15 protein-coding genes are annotated in these 20,162 nt (G+C 72.3%); 10 read left to right on the top strand and 5 right to left on the bottom strand.

Annotated features, from left to right (window positions below; genetic code table 11):
- The first annotated feature begins 25 nt into the window (after window positions 1–25).
- Genes KF840_14985 through KF840_14975 form a run of 3 tightly spaced genes read left to right on the top strand, consistent with a single transcriptional unit; the run spans window position 26 to window position 3,106 of the window.
- On the top strand, window positions 26–1,099 hold the full coding sequence (locus KF840_14985; GenBank protein ID MBX3026212.1) for an imelysin family protein: 1,074 nt from the start codon (window positions 26–28) through the stop codon (window positions 1,097–1,099).
- On the top strand, window positions 1,089–2,468 hold the full coding sequence (locus KF840_14980) for an HTTM domain-containing protein (protein MBX3026211.1): 1,380 nt from the start codon (window positions 1,089–1,091) through the stop codon (window positions 2,466–2,468). Before KF840_14985 ends, KF840_14980 begins: the two co-directional genes overlap by 11 nt.
- 26 nt (window positions 2,469–2,494) lie before the next feature.
- Window positions 2,495–3,106 carry an isoprenylcysteine carboxylmethyltransferase family protein gene (locus KF840_14975; GenBank protein ID MBX3026210.1) on the top strand — a complete coding sequence of 204 codons (612 nt, stop codon included), beginning with the start codon at window positions 2,495–2,497 and terminating at the stop codon, window positions 3,104–3,106.
- A 15-nt stretch (window positions 3,107–3,121) separates the two neighbouring features.
- On the opposite strand, the gene KF840_14970 is transcribed toward KF840_14975, so the two are convergent.
- Window positions 3,122–3,544, bottom strand: coding sequence for a VOC family protein (locus tag KF840_14970; protein ID MBX3026209.1), 423 nt, complete (start codon window positions 3,542–3,544; stop codon window positions 3,122–3,124).
- A gap of 199 nt (window positions 3,545–3,743) precedes the next feature.
- Between KF840_14970 and KF840_14965 the strand changes: the two genes are divergently transcribed.
- Both KF840_14965 and KF840_14960 read left to right on the top strand, forming a co-directional pair.
- Window positions 3,744–5,348, top strand: coding sequence for a GMC family oxidoreductase (locus KF840_14965; protein ID MBX3026208.1), 1,605 nt, complete (start codon window positions 3,744–3,746; stop codon window positions 5,346–5,348).
- Between the two features lie 8 nt (window positions 5,349–5,356).
- Window positions 5,357–5,824 (top strand): gluconate 2-dehydrogenase subunit 3 family protein, encoded by a 468-nt coding sequence (locus KF840_14960; protein ID MBX3026207.1) that lies wholly within the window; start codon window positions 5,357–5,359, stop codon window positions 5,822–5,824.
- A gap of 22 nt (window positions 5,825–5,846) precedes the next feature.
- On the opposite strand, the gene KF840_14955 is transcribed toward KF840_14960, so the two are convergent.
- Window positions 5,847–6,470 (bottom strand): class I SAM-dependent methyltransferase, encoded by a 624-nt coding sequence (locus tag KF840_14955; GenBank protein ID MBX3026206.1) that lies wholly within the window; start codon window positions 6,468–6,470, stop codon window positions 5,847–5,849.
- Window positions 6,471–6,503: 33 nt separating this feature from the next.
- On the bottom strand, window positions 6,504–7,712 hold the full coding sequence (locus tag KF840_14950) for a PEP-CTERM sorting domain-containing protein (GenBank protein ID MBX3026205.1): 1,209 nt from the start codon (window positions 7,710–7,712) through the stop codon (window positions 6,504–6,506).
- A 146-nt stretch (window positions 7,713–7,858) separates the two neighbouring features.
- On the opposite strand from KF840_14950, the gene KF840_14945 reads away from it, so the two are divergent.
- From KF840_14945 to recD, 4 genes are read left to right on the top strand one after another with little or no spacing between them, the layout of a single operon-like run.
- On the top strand, window positions 7,859–8,464 hold the full coding sequence (locus KF840_14945; GenBank protein ID MBX3026204.1) for a glutathione S-transferase family protein: 606 nt from the start codon (window positions 7,859–7,861) through the stop codon (window positions 8,462–8,464).
- 57 nt (window positions 8,465–8,521) lie between these two features.
- Window positions 8,522–11,797, top strand: coding sequence for an exodeoxyribonuclease V subunit gamma (recC, locus tag KF840_14940; protein MBX3026203.1), 3,276 nt, complete (start codon window positions 8,522–8,524; stop codon window positions 11,795–11,797).
- A complete protein-coding gene (locus KF840_14935) occupies window positions 11,794–15,093 on the top strand; it encodes a UvrD-helicase domain-containing protein (protein ID MBX3026202.1) in 3,300 nt (1,099 codons plus the stop codon). The genes recC and KF840_14935 overlap by 4 nt, the downstream gene beginning before the upstream one ends.
- Window positions 15,080–16,972, top strand: a complete 1,893-nt coding sequence (gene recD / locus KF840_14930) for an exodeoxyribonuclease V subunit alpha (protein ID MBX3026201.1) — start codon at window positions 15,080–15,082, stop codon at window positions 16,970–16,972. Before KF840_14935 ends, recD begins: the two co-directional genes overlap by 14 nt.
- 11 nt (window positions 16,973–16,983) lie before the next feature.
- On the opposite strand, the gene KF840_14925 is transcribed toward recD, so the two are convergent.
- Window positions 16,984–18,504: a sigma 54-interacting transcriptional regulator gene (locus tag KF840_14925; protein MBX3026200.1), complete on the bottom strand. Its 1,521-nt coding sequence runs from the start codon at window positions 18,502–18,504 to the stop codon at window positions 16,984–16,986.
- 188 nt (window positions 18,505–18,692) lie between these two features.
- On the opposite strand from KF840_14925, the gene KF840_14920 reads away from it, so the two are divergent.
- On the top strand, window positions 18,693–19,364 hold the full coding sequence (locus KF840_14920) for a response regulator transcription factor (protein MBX3026199.1): 672 nt from the start codon (window positions 18,693–18,695) through the stop codon (window positions 19,362–19,364).
- A gap of 13 nt (window positions 19,365–19,377) precedes the next feature.
- Here KF840_14920 and KF840_14915 read toward each other — a convergent pair whose 3' ends face one another.
- Window positions 19,378–20,082: a response regulator transcription factor gene (locus tag KF840_14915; GenBank protein ID MBX3026198.1), complete on the bottom strand. Its 705-nt coding sequence runs from the start codon at window positions 20,080–20,082 to the stop codon at window positions 19,378–19,380.
- Between the last annotated feature and the right edge of the window lie 80 nt (window positions 20,083–20,162).

Here is a 20,162-nt window from a genome sequence, read left to right as displayed (position 1 = left end):
CGCGCTTCGCCGAACGGCGTGGGCGATGACCCTGCTCGCCGTCTGCGCCTGCGGCGGCGGCGGCACTCCCGCCCCGCATGCCGGGCCGCGGCGCCTCATGCTGCGCGACCTCGGCGTCACGGTGATCGTGCCGACCTACGAGGCGTTGACGCAGGCCGCCGACGCCCAGGTCGAGGCGCTCCGCACCCTGGAGGCGCAGCCCGACGCGACAGGGCTGGTCGCCGCGCAGAACGCCTGGCGCCGCGCCAGGGCGGCGTGGAAACGCAGCGAGGTCTTCGCGTTCGGCCCGGCCGCGGCCCTGCGCTCGGCGGCCAAGATCGACTGGTCGCCGATCCGTGGCGACCGCATCGAGAGCGCCATTGCCGGCAGCGCGACCTTCGACGCCGCCGCCATCGAGGATCTCGGCGCCAACGTGAAGGGGCTGCTCGCGCTCGAGTACCTGCTCTTCGATCCCACCGGCGGCGACGCCGCCGTGCTCTCCCGTCTGCGCGCCAGCCCGGCGCGCCGCGCCTACGCGCGGGCGTTGGGCGAGAATCTGCGCCATCAGAGCGCCCTGCTGCGCGATGCCTGGTCGCCGGCGGCGGGCAACTTCGCCGCCGAGCTCGCCGCCGCCGGGCAGGGCAGTCAGAGCTATCCGACGGTCAAGTCGGCGGTCGACGCGCTGGTGAACCAGCTCATCTTCGTCAGCGACGACGTCGCGCAACGCCAGCTCCAGGCGCCGCTCGGGGCGAACGGCACGCCGCGACCCGACCTCATCGTCGCCGCCCGCAGCCGCAGCGGGCTCGCCGACGTGCTCGACGACGTCACGGGCATCCAGAACGCCTACTTCGGCAGCTATGACGGCAGCAGCGGCGCCAGTCTGCACGGCATCATCGAGAGTCTGAGCCCGCGCACCGACACCGCGATCCGCCTGTCGCTGCGCCGCGTGTTCGATGCCGCCGCCGACCTGGCCGTGCCGCTGGAAGAGGCGATCGTGGACGAGCGGGCCGCGGTGGCGCGCGCCCAGCAGCGCGCGGCGGATCTGATGCGCCATCTCGAGATCGACATGACCAGCGTCCTCGGCTCCACGCTGCGCTTCAACCCCAGCGATGGCGACTGAGCGACTCCTCGGCCGCGCCCGCCGGGTCCTCGACGACGCGCGGCGTCCGGTCGACGCCAGCTCGCTGGCGGTGTTCCGCGTCGCCTTTGGCGCGCTGCTGCTGATCGCCGTCGCGCGCCACGTCGCCTACGGCTGGGTGGCCGCCTACTATCTCGAGCCGCGCGTCTTCTTTCCGTACCCGGGACTCGAGTGGATCGAACCGCTTCCGGCGGCGGGCATGTACGCCCTGTACGGCGGGCTCGCCGCCTGCGCCGTGCTCCTCGCCGCTGGCGCCTGGACGCGCTGGGCGGCGACCCTGTTCTGCCTCGGCTTCACCTACGTCCACCTCATCGACCGCACCAACTACCTCAACCATTACTACCTGGTGAGCCTGCTGAGCGCGCTGTTGGTCGCCGTGCCCGCCGGCGCCGCGTGGTCGGTGGATGCGTGGCGACGCGGGCGTGCGATCGCGGTTCCCGCATGGGCGGTGTGGCTGCTGCGCGCCCAGCTCGGCGTCGTGTACGCCTTCGGCGCCATCGCGAAGTGCAATCCCGACTGGCTGCTGCGCGCCGAGCCTCTGCGGCTCTGGCTCGGCGCCAACGCCGACCTGCCCGTGCTCGGACCATGGCTGGAGCAGGTCGGAACGGCGTATGCGTTCAGCTACGCCGGGCTGCTGTTCGACGCCGCGATCGCGCCGCTGCTGTCGTGGCGGCGCACCACCGCGCTCGCCTACCTCGGGGTGCTGGCGTTCCATCTGCTCACCGCGGCGCTCTTTCCGATCGGCATGTTCCCGTGGTTGATGATCGCCCTGACGCCGATCTTCTTCGCGCCCGACTGGCCGCGCCGCCTGCTCCGCCTGGCGCCGGCGATCGCGCCGCCGAGCGCCGCGCGCGGCTGGCGGTGGGCGCCGGTGGCCGCGGCGCTGTGGATCGGCGTGCAGATGCTCGTCCCACTGCGCCACTTCGCCTACGACGGCGATCTCTACTGGCACGAGAGCGGTTTCCGCTGGTCGTGGCAGATCATGGTGATGGAGAAGTACGGGCGCGCCGTGTTCGACCTGCGCGACCCCGTCGGCGGCACCGCGTGGCAGGTGCACCCGCAGGCGGAGCTCACCCTGCTGCAGGAGCGGATGATGGCGACGCAGCCCGACATGATCCTCTCCTACGCGCACCATCTCGCGGCGCAGGCCGCGGCACGTCTCGGGCATCCCGTCGAGGTGCGCGCGGACGTGCTCGTCACCTTCAATGGCCGCCCGCATGGCCGGTTGGTGGATCCGGACGTCGACCTCGCGGCGCTGCCGGACGGCGCGCCGGCGAGCCGCTGGCTCCTGCCGCATCCCGATCGACAGCAGATCCTGATCACCGGCACTGACGGCGAGCCGCCGACCTGAGCGGCCAACCCCGGAACGGAGGAGCGATGATCGCGAACTGGACGCCCGCCGTCTTTCTCGGCCTCTTCCTCGCGCTCGGCTTCGGCTGGAGGAGCTGGCTGCAGTGGCGCCGCTTCGGTCACACCGGTCTGGTGCTCTTCCGCTCCGGACGGTGGAGCCAGCATCTGCGGGAAGCCGCGCTGTTCGCGCTGCCCGTGCTGCTCGGCATCGAGGTCACGCGCGCCGGGCTGGCGCCGGGCGAGATCGCCCGCATCGAGGCCCTGGCCGCCCTCGGCGGCATCGGCTTCGCGCTCGGCTGCGTGCTCGCCTTCGGCGGGCTGTGGTTGATGGTGCGCGCTCAGCTCGAGATGGGCGCCTCCTGGCGGGTCGGCGTCGACGACACCAGCCGGCCCGGTCTGGTGACCCACGGGCTCTACCGCTGGACCCGCAATCCCATCTACCTGGCGATGTTCCTGGCGCTCGCCGGGCTGGTGTTGCTGCTGCCCACCTGGCTCACGCTCCTGACGCTGGTCGGAGCGATCGTCGCGGTGCGCAGTCAGGTGCGCGAGGAAGAGGCGTATCTCCTGCGCGCCTATGGCGATGCGTACCGCGCCTACACGGCGCGCGTCGGGCGCTTCCTGCCGCGCCTGGTGTCCTGATTCGTCAGCGCGCGCTCACGTCCGCCACGGGTTGTAGGTGCCGAAGCTCCACAGGTGCCCTTCGGGGTCGCGACAGGAATACCCGCGCCCGCCGTAGTCCTCGTCGGTGAGCGGGTAGACGACCTCGGCGCCGGCGGCGACAGCGCGGGCGTGATGCGCGTCGGCGTCGGCGACGATGATGTACGGGCTCTGCGTCGTCACGCCGCCAGCGGGCGGTCGCTGCAGCCTGCCGAAGGCATCGTCGCGCGCCGAGCCGAGCATGATCATGCCGCGGCCGAAGGTGAGCTGGGCATGCGCGATGGTCCCATGCTCGCCCGGGACGACGAGATGCCGCTCGAAGCCGAAGGCCCGGCACAGCCAGTCGATGGCCGCGGCCGCGTCCCGGTAGCGCAGGGTGGGGATGATCGACGCGGTGGTGTCGGTGGTGAGATCGGTCATGGGGCGCTCCTCTTCCCGCGAAGCCTATCGCGCTCCGAGTCTCCCGTCTTGGAGAAAAGTCTCGGCGCCGGATGGCACGGAGCCCTCGCCTGCGATCCAGTCGATCGGCGGAATCCGCGTCATCGGCGGTCGCTGCCGGCGTTCGACTCGCCGGCGCGATTCGCGCTAACGATCACCGCTCAGGAGGCGTGCGGACGGAATGGCTGACGAGCCGGTCGACGTATTGATCATCGGCGCTGGGGCTTCGGGCGCGGCGCTGGCGTGGAGCCTCGCCGAGACGCGGATGAACATCCTCTGCATGGAGCAGGGCGACTGGATGGATCCGAGCCAGTACCCGGGAACCCGCACCGACTGGGAGGCCCGACAGCTCGGCGACTTCAGCTTCAGCCCCAATACCCGCGGCCGCCGCGAGGACTATCCGGTCAACGATGCCAGCTCGCCGATCCAGGTCTCGATGTTCAACGCCGTCGGCGGCAGCACCATCATGTACGCGGCCCACTTCCCGCGCTTCCATCCCTCCGACTTCCGCGTCCGCACGCTCGACGGCGTCGCCGACGACTGGCCGCTCGAGTACGCGACGCTGGCGCCGTTCTACGATCTCAACGCGCGCATGATGGGCGTCGCGGGACTGGCGGGCGATCCCGCGTATCCGCCCAAGGAGGTGCCGCTGCCGCCGGTGGCGCTGGGCAAGCTGGGGACGACCCTGGCGCGCGGCTTCAACCGACTGGGCTGGCACTGGTGGCCGTCGGACAGCGCCATCACCACCCGCGACTACGAAGGCCGCGCCGCCTGCGTGAACGCCGGCACCTGCCTGGCCGGCTGCGCGCAAGGCGCCAAGGCCAGCACCGACATCACCTACTGGCCGCCGGCGCTGCGCCAGGGGGTGACGCTGCGCACCCACTGCCGGGTGCGCGAGATCACCGTCGACGCCAACGGCATGGCCGACGGTGTCATCTACTACGACGCCGAGGGCGTCGAGCGGCGGCAGAAGGCCCACGTCGTCGTGCTCGCCTGCAACGGCATCGGCACGCCGCGCCTGCTGCTCAACTCGACCTCCAAGCACTTCCCCGACGGGCTCGCCAACCGCAGCGGCCTGGTCGGCAGGAACCTGATGTTCCATCCCTACGCCATGGTGACCGGCATCTTCGACGAGCCGCTGGAGGGCTACAAGGGCCCGACCGGCTGCTGCATCATGAGCCAGGAGTTCTACGAGACCGATGCGGCGCGCGGCTTCGTGCGCGGCTACTCCTTCGAGATCCTGCGCGGCTTCGGCGCCGTGACCACCGCGCTGTGGGGCATGCAGGTCGGGCGCATGAGCTGGGGCGCCGATCATCGCCGCGCCTACGAGGACCTCTTCGATCGCACGGCCGGGATGGCGGTGATCTGCGAGGATCTGCCCGAGGCGTGCAACACGGTGACGCTGGACTCCGCTCTCGTCGACTCGAACGGGATCCCGGCGCCGAAGGTCACCTATCGCCTGAGCGACAACAGCACCGCGATGCTCGCCCACGGCGTCGAACGCGCGCGCGAGGTGCTCACCGCGTCGGGCGCGCGCGAGTGCATCGTCGCGTCGCCGCTGCCCTTCGCCGGCTGGCACCTGATGGGTACGGCGCGCATGGGCCGCGATCCCGAGACCTCGGTGGTCAACGAGTGGGGCCGCAGCCACGACGTGCGCAACCTGTTCATCGTCGACGGCAGCATCTTCGTCACCGCCGCCGCGGTGAACCCGACCAACACCATCCAGGCCCTGGCGCTCTACATCGCCGACGCGATGAAGAGGAATCTGGCCACCCTGTTCGACTGAGGCGGGCGATGACCGATACCACCCCGTTCACCGAGTCGCAGACGCGGGCCCTCGCCCATGTCCTCGACGACATCATCCCCGCGAGTCCGGATCGCGGACTCCCGGCCGCCGGCGCCCTCGGCGCCGCGGCCTACGTCGAGCGGTCGCTGGCGGCGATGCCGGGGTTGAAGGCGATGGTCGCCGACAGCCTCACCCAACTCGATGCGCTGGCGCGGACGCGCCACCCGGGCGGCCTCGACGCCATGCGGCCCGAGGAGCGCGCCGCCGTGCTGCTCGAGCACGCCGGCTCGGAGCACTCGTTCCCGCCGATCCTCATCCTGCACGCCTTCGCCGGTTACTATCAGGACCCGCGGGTCCTCGAGCTGCTGGGCCTGCCGCCCCGGCCGCCGCATCCGGAGGGCTACGCCATGGAGCCCGACGACCTCTCGCTGCTCGATCCGGTGCGCCAGCGCGGCCGCAAGTATCGCCAGTGCTGAGCCGCGCGCCCGCCGCCCGCGGTCACGCCGCCTGACGCGAGATCGCCAGCACGCCCGACCGCCGTGGGCCCTGGTTCAGGGGCTCGAAGGTCTCGACCGCCTCGCCGCCGGCGGCAAGGGCGCGGCGGAAGTCCGCCTCGTAGGTGACGCGGCCGAAGTCGATGGTGGTCAGCAGGCGGAGCAGCGGCTTCAGCGTCTCGACGGCGCGCGACGGCGCGTGCTCGAAGGTCTGCGTGAAGTAGATGCGCGCGCCCGGGGCGAGCCGGGAGCGGACGTGGCGCAGCGCCGCCGGGGGATCGGGCAGCAGCATGAAGCTGGCGCTGAAGTAGGCGGCGTCGTAGGGGCCTCCGCGGTGGTCGTACACCGACTCCAGCCGCGGCTCGATGCTCGCCAGCAGTCCCCGCTGGGCCACGGCTCGGCGACAGCGCTCGATGTAGTCGCCGTCGATGTCGAGCCCGGTGACGTGGATGCGCTTCCCTGTCAGCAGGGCCGCATTCGCCAGCAGGGCGCTGCCGGTGCCGATGCCGATGTCGAGCAGCCGGCAACCGACCGGTAGCCGCTCCAGCACGGCGCGGTACCAGCCGGCGGTCAGTCCGACGATGGCGGTGTCGTAGATCAGCGCTCGAGCGTGGCGGACGGCGCGCATGCGCTCCTCACCGCGCAGACTCGGCGGCGCGATTCAAGCGCAGCCGGTGAGCAGGCGCTGCACGGCGAGGATCAGCTCGTTCACCGCCACCTGGCCGTCGCCGTCGGCGTCCAGCACGGCGCAGGCGTCGACGGGCGCGCTGCCGAGCGCGATCGTCACGCCGGTGATGATCTCGTTCACCGTCACCGTGCCGTCGCCATTGCAGTCGCCGGCGCAGGTCGTGGGTGCCTGCGTCGGGGTCGGCGTCGGCGCCGCCAGGTCGAGATTCACCGCCGCCATCTGGGCGCCGATGTAGTTGCCGAGCTCGCCCGGGGAGGGGTTGGAGTCGTCGATCACCAGCGCCTCGTGTGACTCGGCGTCGTACTCGCCCGTGTATTCGTAGAATTCGTAGCGCCGGGTGACCGATTCGTTGCCCTCGCCGATCTGCGCCTCCTGCTCGAGCTGTGCTGGCCGACCCCGCCGCGCCTGCAGCAGCGTCCATTCGATCTCCGTCTCGCCGGCCTCCTGCGGGACCGCCGGATCGTCGGTCACCAGGTGATGCAGCTCGGCCGGCTCCGGCGCCTCGGTCTTGAACACCTTGACCCACACCGCGTCGCCGAACTCGTAGGCGCCCGGCGGTGGCGGCTCGATGGCCGCGGCGACCACTGGCTGTTGGTTGGGCGCCTGCGGCGGTGCCGGCGAGACGTTCCACACCGGCGCCGGGATCCGCACCGTCGAGCCGGCGGGGCGCAGCGCGCCCGGGCTCTGCGGATCGGCGAGCAGCCAGCGGTAGACGGTCGCGGTCGGATTGCGGTTGAGGCCGATGCCGAAATGCTCGCAGCCGCTGGTCGGATAGTTGGCGGCGCCGCCGGTCCAGCAGGCATGACCATCGGTGGGCGAGATCACCGCCGGCGCCAGCGGCGTGGCGGCGGTGAACGTCTGGCTCTGCGGGTCGTAGGGACTCTCGTAGCGGACGTAGACGCCGCCGGCGAAGTCCTCGACCCGCGGGTTGCCGTACCGCTGGTAGGGCTCGCCGAAGGTGAAGCTGACGTCGCCGCTGCTGATGCCGTCGAGCTCGATCTCGAAGCCGTGCGTCTCCTCGCCCGTGTCGTTGAACACGTCGAAGTTGCTGAGCGTGCCGAACGTGATCGCCGTCGGCGTCGGGGAGGGCGGAGCCTCCGTCGGGTTGGCGGCGGGAGCGCCCGAGGGCGCGAACGAGAGAACCAAGACGAGGGCGGACAGCGACGGCACCAGTCTGCGCATGCCCGATTCATAGGGCTCCCTGGACATCGCGCAATGTCGCGATGAGACCGGCATGAGACGGGGGCGCCGGCGCCGTGGGGCGCGGCGCGCGCTTGATCACGCCGGCGATTCCCCCTAGCAGCAGGGCCGACAGCCCGGAGGAGACGATGATCACACTGTATGGCGTTCCCGCGTCGCGCACCTTTCGCCCCTTGTGGATGCTGCGCGAGCTGCAGCTCGCGTTCGAGCACGTGCCGGTGAACTATGCCGATGGCGGAACCCGCACGGCGGAGTTCATGAAGCTCAACCCCAACGGGCACATCCCGGTGCTGGTGGACGGCAGCACCGTGCTCTGGGAGTCGATGGCCATCAACCTCTACCTGGCGCGCCAGTACGGCGCTGGCACGCTGTGGCCGGCGTCGGTCGCCGACGAGGGGCGCGCCTTCCAGTGGAGCTTCTGGGTCATGACCGAGGTCGAGGCCAACCTGCTCCAGGTTCTGATGCACCGCCGCATCCTGCCGAAGGATCAGCGCGATGCGGCGGTGGCGGCGGCCGGCGAGAGCAAGCTGGCGGCGCCGTTTGGCGTGCTCGAAGGCGCGCTGCGCGGCCGCGACTACCTGCTCGGCGCCGCCTTCACGGTCGCCGATCTCAACGTCGCGTCGGTGTTGAGTTGGGCCGCGCTCGCCGGGATCGACCTCGGCCGCTGGCCACAACTCGCGGCGTGGCTGGCGCGCTGCACCGACCGCCCCGCCTGCCGGGCCGCGCGCGCCTGAGCGACGCCGAACGACGCACCCGGTGTCTCCGCTGGCCGCCGTGCGCGCCGTGCGCCGATGATCGTTCATCGCAGCAACCGCGCCGAGGCGTTGGTCGACGCCCTGGCGGAGCTGGTGGCGACGCCGCCTGCCGATCCGTTCGCGCCGGAGGTGGTCGTCGTCCAGGGCCGCGGCATGGCGCGCTGGCTCGGGCTCGAGCTGGCGCGGCGCCTCGGCATCTGGGCCAACCCCGCCTTTCCGTTCCCGCGCGCCTTCATCGAGCAGGTGGCGGCCGCGATGCTCGGCACGCCGCCCGAGGCGTCGATGGTGTACGCCCCCGAGGGACTCGCGTGGGCGATCGCGGCCGAGTTGCCGCGCCAGCTCGCGATCCCGCGCTTCGCGCCGGTGGGGCGCTTTCTCGCCGCCGACCGCGACGGCAGTCGCCTGCTGCCCCTGGCCCGGCGCATCGCCGATCTGTTCGACCAGTACGCCGTCTTCCGGCCCGACCTGGTGCTGCGCTGGGAGGAGGGCGGCGGCGATCCCGGCGACTGGCAGCCGGCTTTGTGGCGCGCGCTCGTCGCTCGCATCGGGTCGCTGCACCCGGCGGCGCGGGCGCGCGATCTCCTCGCCGCGCTGGGCCGCGGCGCCGCGCCGGCGATGCCGCTGCCGGCGCGCGCCAGCATCTTCGGGCTGGCGACGCTGCCGCCCCTCTACGTCGATCTGCTCGCCGCGCTCGCCGAGCGCGTCGAGCTGCACCTCTTCGCGCTGACGCCGTCGCGCGACTACTGGGGCGATCTGCCGTCGGCGCGTGAACGCCGTCGTGCGCTCGCCGCCGCCGGCGCCGACGCGGAGGCGCTCCATCTCGACGCGCCGCCGCTGCTGGTCTCGCTGGGGCGCGTCGGCCGCGACTTCCAACGGCTCTTCGAGGCTCGCGTCGACTACCAGGACGACCCCGTCGACCGCTATCGCGATCCGGGCACGGGGTCGCTGCTCGCGGCGCTGCAGTCGGATCTCCTCGACTTGCGGCGGCGCGGCGACGAGGTGCCGCCGCTGGCGCAGGCGGTCGACGATGCCTCGATCGCCATCCACGCCTGCCATTCGCCGATGCGCGAGGTCGAGGTGCTGCACGATCGACTGAGCGCGCTCTTCGCTGCCGACCCGACGCTGCGGCCGCACGACGTGATCGTGATGACGCCGGCGATCGACACCTATGCGCCGCTGATCGACGCGGTGTTCACCAGCCCGGACCGACCGCGCATTCCCTATGCCATCGCCGACCGCCGCGCTCGGGCGACGCGCGACGTGGTCGACGCGTTCCTGCGCGCGCTCGACCTGCTCGCCGGCCGCCTGCCGGCGTCGGGCGTTCTCGACCTGCTGGCGCTCGAGGCGGTGCACGAGCGCTTCGGGATCGCCGCCGAGGCGCTCGACACCGTGCGCGGGTGGAGCGAGGCGGCGGGCGTCCGCTGGGGGGCCGACGCGGCTCACCGCGCCGCCGAAGGGTTGCCGGCGTGCGACGAGAACACCTGGCGCTTCGGTCTCGACCGACTGCTGCTGGGAACCGCGCTGCCGAGCGGCGGCGAGCCGCTGTGGGCCGGTGTCCTGCCGTACGGCGACGTCGAGGGCAGCGAGGCCGAGCTGCTCGGTCAGTTCGCGGTCTATGTCGAAACCCTGAGCGGATTCCGCCGCCGCGTGGCGACCGCGCACACGCCCGACGAATGGCGGGACCTGCTGGGCGAGCTGCTCGCCGCGATCGCGCTGCAGAAGCCCGCCTATGCCGATCAGCACGCGACCGTCCTCGGCGTGCTGGCGGCGATCGCCGAGCGCGCCGCCCGCGCCGGATTCACGGCGCCGCTCGGCCTCGCGGCGCTGCGCCGCCTGCTCGAGGACGAGCTGGCGGTGGAATCGGCGCCGCTCGGCTTCCTGACCGGCGCGGTCACGCTGTGCGAGCTGGTGCCCATGCGCACGGTGCCCTTCCGCGTCGTCGCCCTGGTGGGTCTGAGCGATGGCGTCTTTCCGCGCGTCGCGCGCCCGCTCGCCTTCGACCACATGGCGCAGGCGCCGCGCGCCGGCGACCGCACCCCGCGCGACGACGACCGCTACCTGTTCCTCGAGGCAGTGCTCGCGGCGCGCGAGCGGCTCCTCATCACCTACGTCGGCCGCAGCATCACCGACAACAGCGAGCTGCCGCCGTCGGTCGTGGTGAGCGAGTTGCTCGACGCCATCGACGCCACCGTGACGCGGCCGCCGAGGCCGGACGGCAGCGTGCCGCGGGCGCGCGACGGGGTCGTGCACCATCACCCGTTGCAGCCGTTCAGCCCCAGCGCGTTCCGCGGCGACGGCCTGCACCTGAGCGTTGCGCGCTCCCAGTTCAAAGGCGCGCGCGCCCTGTGCGGACCGCGCCGTGAGGCGCCGCCGTTCCTGGTCGCAGCCCTGCCGGCAGCGGCCAGCGCGGTGCTCACCCTCGAGGCCCTGGTCGATTTCTTCGCCAACCCGTCGCGCTGGTTCTTGCGCGAGCGGTTGCAGCTCGTCCTGCCGCGCGAGGATGAGGCGGTGGACGACCGCGAGCCGATCGAGCTGTTGCCACTGGAGCAATGGGAGGTCGGCCAGAAGCTGCTGACGGGCTGCCTGGCCGGTGGCGAGGCGACGGCGATGTATCCCCGCCTGCGCGCCAGCGGCCTGTTGCCGCACGGAACCCCCGGACGGACGGAGGTCGACCAGCACTGGGAGATGGCCGCGGCGATCGCCCGCGAGGCTCGGGCGCAAGGCATCGCCGAGCTGGGCGATCCCATCGACGTATCGCTGTCGATCGATGGGACGACACTGAGCGGCGTGCTGCCGGGGCGCGGCCGGCGCGGGTTCGTGCAGGCCCAATACTCGCGCGTCGGCGGCGGTCGCGAGCTCGAGTTGTGGATCCGCCATCTCATGCTGAACGCCACCCTCGATCCTGGCGCGGTGTCGGTCCTGGTCGGGCGCGCGGAGAAGGGCGCTGACATGGCCACCGTGCGCTTCGCGCCGGTGGCGAGCGCGGCCGCGCACCTGGCGACCCTGGTGGGACTCTTCCGACTCGGCCAGTCGCGACCGCTGCCGTTCTTTCCCAAGACGTCGCGCGAGTACGTGGCGGCCTCGCGTCGCCGTAGGGCGACCTTCGAGTCCGCCCGCAAAGCCGCCGGCAAGGCGTTCGTCGGCCGCGAGAAGATGCCGGGCGACGGCGCCGACGCCAGCGTCCGCCTGCTCTATCCCGAGATCCCCCCGCCGCTGCGCGAGGACGCGCCGGCGGACGAGACGGCGGAGCTGTTCACCGTCGCCCGGGCGGTCTTCCAGCCGCTGCTCGACCACCGGGAGACAACGCCGTGACGCCGCTCGACCCGCTGTCGGTGCCGCTCGCCGGGCTCCAGCTCATCGAAGCGAGCGCCGGCACCGGCAAGACCTTCGCGATCACCACGCTGGCGGTGCGGGCCGTGCTCGAACGCATCGACATCGGCCGCATCCTCATCGTCACCTTCACCAACGCCGCCACCGCCGAATTGCGCCGGCGGCTGCGCGAACGCCTGCACCTGGCGCATCGGCTCTATGAGAATCCGGCGACCCCGGCGGACGACGATCTGCGCGCGCTGGTCGAGCAACGAAGCGCCGCCGGCCACGCCGACGGCGATCGCCGGCGGCTGCGCGCCGCGCTCGACGGCTTCGACGAGGCGGCGATCTTCACCATCCACGGATTCTGCCAGCGGGCGCTGCGCGAATTCGCTTTCGAGAGCGGGGCGCCCTTCGATGCCGAGCTGATCGGCGACCCACGCCCGCTGCTGGCCGACGCGGTGCGCGACGTGTGGGCGGCACGCCTGTACGACGCGCCACCGCCGATGGTGGCGCGGCTCGGCGACCACAAGGTGTCGCCGAGCAGCCTGGCCCACGTGGCCGGCCTCTTCGCGCAGCACCGCGACCTCGCCGTGCGTGAGGCGCCGGCGGACGATGACGCGGATCCGGCGCTGCGCTGGGCGCGCCAGCTCATGCGCGAGGCGGGACCGGCGGTGTTGGAGACCCTGGCGCGGCGCAAGGCGCGGGCGAACGTGCAGGACTTCGACGACCTGTTGCAGCAACTCGACGGCGCCCTGCGGGGGCCCAACGCGGCGGCGCTCGCCGAGGGCATCGGACGCCGCTACGGCCTGGCGCTGATCGACGAGTTCCAGGACACCGATCCGGTCCAGTATCGCATCTTCCACGCGCTCCACAGCCGCATCGGCCTGCCGCTGTTCCTGATCGGCGATCCCAAGCAGGCGATCTACGCCTTTCGCGGCGCCGACGTCTTTGCCTACCTCGCGGCGCAGCGGGCCGCGACCGAGCAGCACACCCTGCTCACCAACTGGCGGTCGTCGCCGCGCCTGGTGCGGGCGGTGAACGCGGTGTTCGACGGCGTCGAGGAGCCGTTCGTCATTCCCGAGATTCCCTTCCGTCCGGCGACGGCCGCGGCCCGCAACCGCGACGAGCTGGGCGGCGCGGCGGCGAACGCGGCGCCCCTGCGCATTCTCGTTCCCACGCGGGGCGAGCTCGGGAGGCCGGACCGCGAGCCGTTGACCAAGCCCACGGGCAGCGGGCACTGGTTCTACCGCGCCCTCGCCGATCAGGTCGTGACGCTGCTCGACGGGCGCACGACGCTCGGCGGGCGCGCGGTGCGCGCCGGCGACGTCGCCGTGCTGTGTCGCAAGAATGTCCAGCTCGCCGCGGTCAGCGACGCGTTGCGCCTTGCCGGCGTGCCCAGCGTGGCGCTCGGCGACGCCAGCGTCTTCGAATCGCCCGAGGCGCAGATGCTGGAGCACATCCTGCGAGCGCTCGCCGAGCCGGGCGATGCCGTCGCCCTGCGCCTGGCGCTGGTGACGCCGCTGGTCGGCCTGAACAGCGAGCAGGTCGCGGCGCTCAACGCCGACAGTGCGCGCTGGGACGACTGGGGCGAGCGATTCCAGCACTGGAACGAGCGCTGGCGCGGCAGCGGCGTCACCGCCGCGCTGCGCGGCCTGTTCGATGAGCTCGAGGTGGCGGAGCGCGTGCTCGCGCAACCCGGCGGCGAGCGGCGGATGACCAATCTGCTCCATCTCGGCGAGCTGCTGCAGCAGGCGGCGAGCGAGAGCCGCCGCGGTCCGCGCGGCCTGGTCGACTGGCTGCACCGCATGCGTACCGATCCGACCCTACGCTGGGACCTGGGCAGCGAGGCGGCGCAGATTCGGCTGGAGAGCGACGCGCACGCGGTTGCGCTGATCACCGCCCACAAGAGCAAGGGGCTGCAGTATCCGGTGGTCTGTTGTCCGTTTCTCTGGGACGTGGTCGAGCCGCGCCTGGAACGCGACTGGCCGTGTTTCCACGACGACGCGCGCCGCCTGACGATCGATCTGGGCATCCCGGCGGCGGAGGACAGCCGCGCCCGCCGTCGTCAGGAGCAGCTCGCCGAGGAGACGCGGCTGCTGTACGTCGCCCTGACCCGCGCCGAGCAGCTCTGCCTCCTGCTGTGGGCGCCGTTCAACGGCTACGAGGATTCGCCGCTGGCGCGGCTGCTGCATCGCCTTCCGCGACACGGCGCTCCCCGCGAGCGCGATGCCGCGGCGCTACGGGGACTCACCGACGACGAGATCGTCGCCGACCTGCAGACGCTGGCGGCCGCGGCGCCGGACGCGATCGCCGTCGAGCGGCTGCCACCGCCGCGCGATCTGCGGCACGCACCGCCGATCGACGACGCCGCGGCGCTCATCGAGCCCCCGGCGCTGCCGCCGGTGACGCAGGCGTGGCGGATCGCCAGCTTCACCAGCCTGAGCGCCGGCGCCGAGGCGCTGGGCGTGGCGGCCGAGGAGGGGATCGACCGCGACGAGGTGGCGGGCGGCGAGGCGTCGAGCGCGTCCGGCGCGAGCGCGCTGCGGGGATTTCCGCGCGGCCGCGGTCCGGGCACGCTGGTGCATCGCATTCTCGAGCTGGCCGATTTCGCGAACGACGACCCCGCGGCGCTGCGGGCGCTGGTGGCGCGCCAGCTCGGCGCGGCGCGCCTCGGCGCCGAGTGGATCGAGCCGCTGTGTGCGGCGCTGCGCGACGTCCTCGACACGCCGCTCGTCGGCGGGGTCGACGGCTTTCGCCTGCGCGACGTGCCGCGGCGGCGGCGGTTGACGGAGATGGAGTTCGCGTTCCCGGTTCACCGGGCGGATGGCGGTGCGCTGACGCCGGCCGCGCTGGCCGACGTGTTCGCGCGCCATGGTGGCACGGAGGCGGTCCGCGCCTACGGCGAGCGCCTGCGGCGGCTGCCGTTCCGGCCGTTCGCCGGCTATCTGCGCGGCTACATCGACTGCGTCTTCGCCCACGAGGAGCGGTGGTACGTCGTCGACTACAAATCGAACGACCTCGGCGCGGCGCCGGCGTGCTACGCCCCGACCGCGCTCGCCGTCGAGATGGTGCGGCACGATTACGTCCTCCAGTACCACCTGTACCTGGTGGCCGTGCACCGCTACCTGCAGCGTCGGTTGCCCGGCTACGACTATGTCCGCCACGTCGGCGGCGCGCTGTACCTGTTCGTGCGTGGGATGGCGCCGGCGTGTGGCCCGGCGACCGGCATCGTCCACGACACGCCGCCCCTGGCGCTCATCGAGGGGCTGTTGGAGGTCCTGGGTGGCGGGGCATGACGGCGTGCGGGAGGCGAAACGCGTGATGCCGCTGCTCGACGGGCTGCGGACGGCCGGCGTGCTTTCGGGGCTGGACGTGGCGATCGCCGAGAGTCTCGGTCGCCTGGCGGGCGAGACCCGAGGGGAGGTGTTGCTCGCGACGGCGCTCGCCAGCCGCGCGGTGCGGCAGGGGCACGTCTGTCTCGATCTGGCGCGGACGGTCGCCGAGGGACCTCCGCGCGACGATGGCGGCGAGCCGGCGGCCGGCGCGACGCTGCCAGCGCTGGCGCCCTGGGCGTCGGCGCTGCGCGCCAGCCCGCTGGTCGCCGACGCGACCGCCGACGCGGGGATCGCGCCGCTGGTGCTCGACGCCGCGCACCGCCTCTATCTGCGCCGCTACTGGCTGTACCAGGAGTCGCTGGCGACGGCGATCTGTCGGCGCGCCGCGGCGCTGGCGGACGGCGTCGACGAGGCCGTGCTGGCGGACGGGCTGACGCGCCTCTTCGGCCCGGCTGACGACGCGACGCCGGACCGGCAGCGGGCGGCGGCGTACACCGCCGTCACCCGCCGCTTCTGCGTCGTCTCCGGGGGACCCGGGACCGGCAAGACGCACACCGTCGTGCGCATCCTGGCGCTGGCGATCGAGCAGGCGCTGGCCTCCAGGGCGCCGGCGCCGCGCATCGCGTTGATGGCGCCGACCGGCAAAGCCGCGGCGCGACTGCAGGAAGCGGTACGGTCGGGAACCGGGTCGCTCGCCTGCGCGCCGGAGGTGCGCGAGGCGATTCCGGACGAGGCGACGACCATCCATCGCGCCCTCGGCGCGGCGCGCCGCGGGGCCACCACGTTCCGTCGCCATCGCGGCGATCCGCTGCGCGCCGATCTGGTGGTGGTGGACGAGGCCTCGATGGTCGACCTGGCGCTGATGGCGCGCCTGTTCGACGCCCTGCCGGCGGCGGCGCGAGTGGTGCTGCTCGGCGACCAGGACCAGCTCGCGTCGGTCGAGGCCGGCGCGGTCCTGGGTGACATCTGCAACAGCGGCGCGCCGTGCGGAGGCGGCGCCGCCGGGGCCCCGGGGGTGTCCGAGGCCATCGTGCGACTCGACCGGAGCTACCGCTTCGCCGGCGGTATCGGCGCCCTGGCGCGGGCGATCAATGCCGGCGCGGTCGAGGCCACGTGGAACGTGCTCGATGCCGGCGGGGACGTGGGCTGGCACGCCGCTGGGCCTGACGGCGGCCTCGGCGCCGACGGCGAGGCGCTGGTGCGGCGCGGTCTGGAGGACTTCTGTCGGGCGCGGGCGGCGAGCGAGCGGATGCGCGCGCTGGAGCGCTTCCGCGTCCTCTGCGCCCATCGCCGCGGCCCGGGCGGCGTCGAGGCGGTGAATGCGCGGATCGAGCAGCTCCTCGCCGACCTGGGGGCCATCCGGCTCGACGGCGAGTGGTACGTCGGCCGGCCGATTCTGGTGACCCGCAACGACTACCACCTGCGGTTGTTCAACGGCGACGTCGGCATCATCGCCGCGGCCGAGGACGGCTCATCGCGGCGACAGGCGGTGTTCCTCACCGCCGACGGCGGTGAGCGGCGTCTCTCGCCGGCTCGTCTGCCGCCGCACGAGACCGTGTTCGCGATGAGCGTCCACAAGAGCCAGGGATCCGAGTTCGACGCCGTCGCCGTGCTGCTACCGCCGGAACCATCGCCCGTGGTGTCGCGCGAGCTCCTCTACACCGCCGTCACCCGCGCCCGCCGGCACGCCACCATCATCGCGCCGCGCGCCGTCGTCGACCATGCCGTCAGCCACGCGATCGCCCGCGCCTCGGGCCTGCGCGATCGACTGTGGGGGGCCGGGGAGAACGGAGCGGAGCGCTCGGGCGGCGGCCAGCTCCCGCTGTTCAGCGGCGACTGACCGCGACCACCTCAGCGCCCGCGTTCGAGGCCGAAGGCGCGGATCAGGTTGTAGACATGGGCGCGGGACAGATCGAGGCGGTGTGCCGTCTCGACCACGTTCCACTGCGTCTCGTCGAGCACCGACCTGAGCAGGTCTCTCTGGAAGCGACGGGTCGCCTCCTGGAAAGTCTCGGGGCCCGGCGCCTGCTCGGCGAGCGTGGCGTCTGGAAAGAGGTGGGCGCGCTCGACGTATGGCACCCCCTCGCCGGCGGCGCGGATGACGGCGGCCAACACGATGTTGCCCAACTGGCGGACGTTGCCGGGCCACTCGACGGCTTCGAGCGCGCGCCGGGCGCCCGGCGACAGCTCGAGGCGCGGCAAGCCGTGACTGGCGCAGTGCTCGCGGCAGAAATAGGCGGCCAGCTCGGTGAGATCGTCACGGCGCTCGCCGAGCGACGGCATGCGGATCGGCAGCACCTGCAGGCGGAAGAGGAGATCCTCGCGGAAGCGCTTCTCGGCCACTGCCTGCTGCAGGTCGGCGTTGGTGGCGGCGATCACCCGCACGTCCGCGGTCGACGGCGTGGTGGCGCCGAGCGGGTAGTACGTTTTCGCGTGCAGGAACTGGAGGAGTTTGGCCTGCGCGGCCGGGGTGAGCTCGCCGACCTCGTCGAGCATCAGCGTGCCGCCCTGCGCGGCGCGAATCTTTCCGTCGCGCGCCCCGTCGGCGCCGGTGAAGGCGCCCTTCACGTGACCGAACAGCTCGCTCTCCAGCAGGGAGTCCGGGATCGCGGCGCAGTTGAGCTCGACGAACGGCTGCAGGGCGCGTGGACTGTTGTCGTGAATCAGGCGCGCGAGCTGCGTCTTGCCCGTTCCGGGCTGGCCGGTGATCAGGACATCGACGTTGAGCGGGGCGACGAGGGCCGCCTGGCGGAGGACCGCGGCGAGCGCCGGCGAGCGGCCGATGACGCCATCGAGCCGCAGGGTGGCGCGGAGCGCGCTGGTGGGATCGCTCTGCTGCTGGCGGCGGTGCTCGTCGAGCATGCGGTCGGCCAGCGGCGCCAGGTGGCGGGCGAACGTCTCGGCGCGCCGCCGTTCCTCCTCGGAGAACGTCGCCGGTTGCGTGCCCCCCTGCAGGTAGAGGACGCCGCGCGGCGGATCGCCGATCGGCGCGCAGAGCACGGCCTCGATGCGGCTGCGCCGGACGCTGTCGCGCACGCCGAAGCGCGGATCGAGCATGGCCGAGGGCGTCACGATCGTCTGCCCGGTGGCGAGCGCCTCGGCGATGATGCCACGTGAGATCGCCCCGCGGACGGTGGCCAGCTCCGCGTCGGTGAAGCCGTGGCCGATCCACCAACCCTCGTCGCCGGCTCGCTCGTCGTGGAGTTGGAGGTAGCCCTGGCGAGCGTCGACCGCCTCGACCACGAGCGCCAGAGCCTCACGCAAAAAAGGCTCGAGGTCCCGTTGTTGGCCGAGCTCCAGCAGCCGTAGGGACAGCGCGTAATCGCGCTGCAACTGTCGCAGATCGAGGGATTGTTCTCGCGCAGGGTCCATGGGTTTGCACCGAACGGGCGGAGTTACACCAGCGACCGGCAACGTTGTCCAGCCCAAAATACGAGTGACTCACATGCTGTCCACTACATCGGACAGCCGCGAGCACGACAGATGGGCGCGCCAGCCCCATCGGGTTGGCACGATCCGTGGTGTGTCCATGGGGAATCAATCGCTCAGGGGGTTCCGAGATGAAGGCACACCAGTCGCCCACCGTATTCATCATCGACAACGACGCCCCCTTGCGGGCATCCTTGCGCTTCCTGCTCGAGTCGGCCGACCTGGCCAGCCAGGAGTTCGAAAGCGGGGAGGCCTTCCTGGCGGCGTACGATCCTGGGCGGGCCGGTTGCCTGATCCTCGACGTTCGCCTTCCCGGAATGAGCGGCATCGTCCTGCAGCAGACGCTGCGCGAGCGCGGCTGCCGCCTGCCGATCATCGTCACGACCGGCTTCGCCGACGTCGGCACCGCGGTGAGCATGCTGAAGCGAGGTGCCTTCGACTTCTTCGAGAAGCCGTTCACCGACCAGCAGATCCTCGAACGGGTCCGTCAGGCGATCGGCTTCGATGCCAGTCGCCGTCAGGTCAGCGCCCAGCGGGAGGCGCTGAGCGCCCGTATTGCCTGCCTGACCGCGCGCGAGCACGAGGTGTTCCAGGAGGTGGTGCACGGCAAGGCGAACAAGGTCGTGGCGCTGGAATTTGGGATCAGCGAGAAGACCGTCGAGGTCCACCGCGCCCGGGTGATGCAGAAGCTCGGCGCCACGTCGCTGGCCGAGTTGGTGCGGATGGATCTGCTGGCGCACGCGCCCACGGACTCGCTGCTGCTGCGCGTGGCGCGGTCCGCGCCGGCGCGGCCCACCGCCTGATGGCGCCATCGCCTCATCCCGCGCCATGCAGGGTGTCCAACCGCACCAACTCGGCCAGCGAGCCCACCGCCAGCTTCTCCATCACCCGGGCGCGGTGGGTCTCGACGGTCTTCTTGCTGATGCCCAGCTCCTGCGCCACGACCTTGTTCGCTTTGCCGGCAACGATCAGGGCCATGACCGCGCGCTCGCGTGGCGTCAGCCGGTTCAGGCGTCCGAGGAAGGCCGTCCGTTCGCGATGGCTGCCGCGGCGGCTGCGGTCGAACGCCAGCGCCTGCGCGACGGATGCCACCATCTGCGGCAGCGCGCAGGGCTTCTCGATCAGATCGAATGCGCCGCGCTGCAGCGCCCGCACCGCCACGGCCACCCCGCCGTAGCCGGTCAGCACGATCAGCGGATGCGCGAATCCGGCCCGCAGCAACAGTTCCTGGCCGGCCAGACCGGGGAGGCCCGGGCGGTCCACGTCGAGCACGACGCAGCCGGCATCGTCCGCCTGCCGCGCCCGCAACAGATCGGGAACGGTCCCGAATCCCTCGCTCTGCACCCCCGCGGCGGCGAGACCGCGCACCAGGTCGTGACGGTGCAGCGGCGCGACCGCGATGACGAAAGCGGTGGCGTCCGGCTCGCTATCCATCGCGTTCATCGCGATCCTCCTCGAGGGCGGAGGAACCAAGAGACGTGCCAGGATGGAGGATTCGATCTCGCCGCCCGATCGCAGCACCGTCGGTACCGATGCACATCCTCACCAAGCGCGGGATTGCTTCATGTGTCTGGCATAAGGCAGCGAACTGCCACGACTAT

This window comes from bacterium, from assembly GCA_019637795.1.
Lineage (GTDB): Bacteria > Desulfobacterota > Binatia > HRBIN30 > CADEER01 > JAHBUY01.
Note: the sequence above shows the minus strand (reverse complement) of the source record. Positions and strands in the feature narration are given on the sequence as shown.

Coding starts and splice junctions, on each gene's coding strand:
- KF840_14985 (MBX3026212.1), top strand. CDS start 26: ATGACCCTGCTCGCCGTCTGCGCCTGCGGCGGCGGCGGCACTCCCGCC.
- KF840_14980 (MBX3026211.1), top strand. CDS start 1,089: ATGGCGACTGAGCGACTCCTCGGCCGCGCCCGCCGGGTCCTCGACGAC.
- KF840_14975 (MBX3026210.1), top strand. CDS start 2,495: ATGATCGCGAACTGGACGCCCGCCGTCTTTCTCGGCCTCTTCCTCGCG.
- KF840_14970 (MBX3026209.1), bottom strand. CDS start 3,544: ATGACCGATCTCACCACCGACACCACCGCGTCGATCATCCCCACCCTG.
- KF840_14965 (MBX3026208.1), top strand. CDS start 3,744: ATGGCTGACGAGCCGGTCGACGTATTGATCATCGGCGCTGGGGCTTCG.
- KF840_14960 (MBX3026207.1), top strand. CDS start 5,357: ATGACCGATACCACCCCGTTCACCGAGTCGCAGACGCGGGCCCTCGCC.
- KF840_14955 (MBX3026206.1), bottom strand. CDS start 6,470: ATGCGCGCCGTCCGCCACGCTCGAGCGCTGATCTACGACACCGCCATC.
- KF840_14950 (MBX3026205.1), bottom strand. CDS start 7,712: ATGCGCAGACTGGTGCCGTCGCTGTCCGCCCTCGTCTTGGTTCTCTCG.
- KF840_14945 (MBX3026204.1), top strand. CDS start 7,859: ATGATCACACTGTATGGCGTTCCCGCGTCGCGCACCTTTCGCCCCTTG.
- recC (MBX3026203.1), top strand. CDS start 8,522: ATGATCGTTCATCGCAGCAACCGCGCCGAGGCGTTGGTCGACGCCCTG.
- KF840_14925 (MBX3026200.1), bottom strand. CDS start 18,504: ATGGACCCTGCGCGAGAACAATCCCTCGATCTGCGACAGTTGCAGCGC.
- KF840_14920 (MBX3026199.1), top strand. CDS start 18,693: ATGAAGGCACACCAGTCGCCCACCGTATTCATCATCGACAACGACGCC.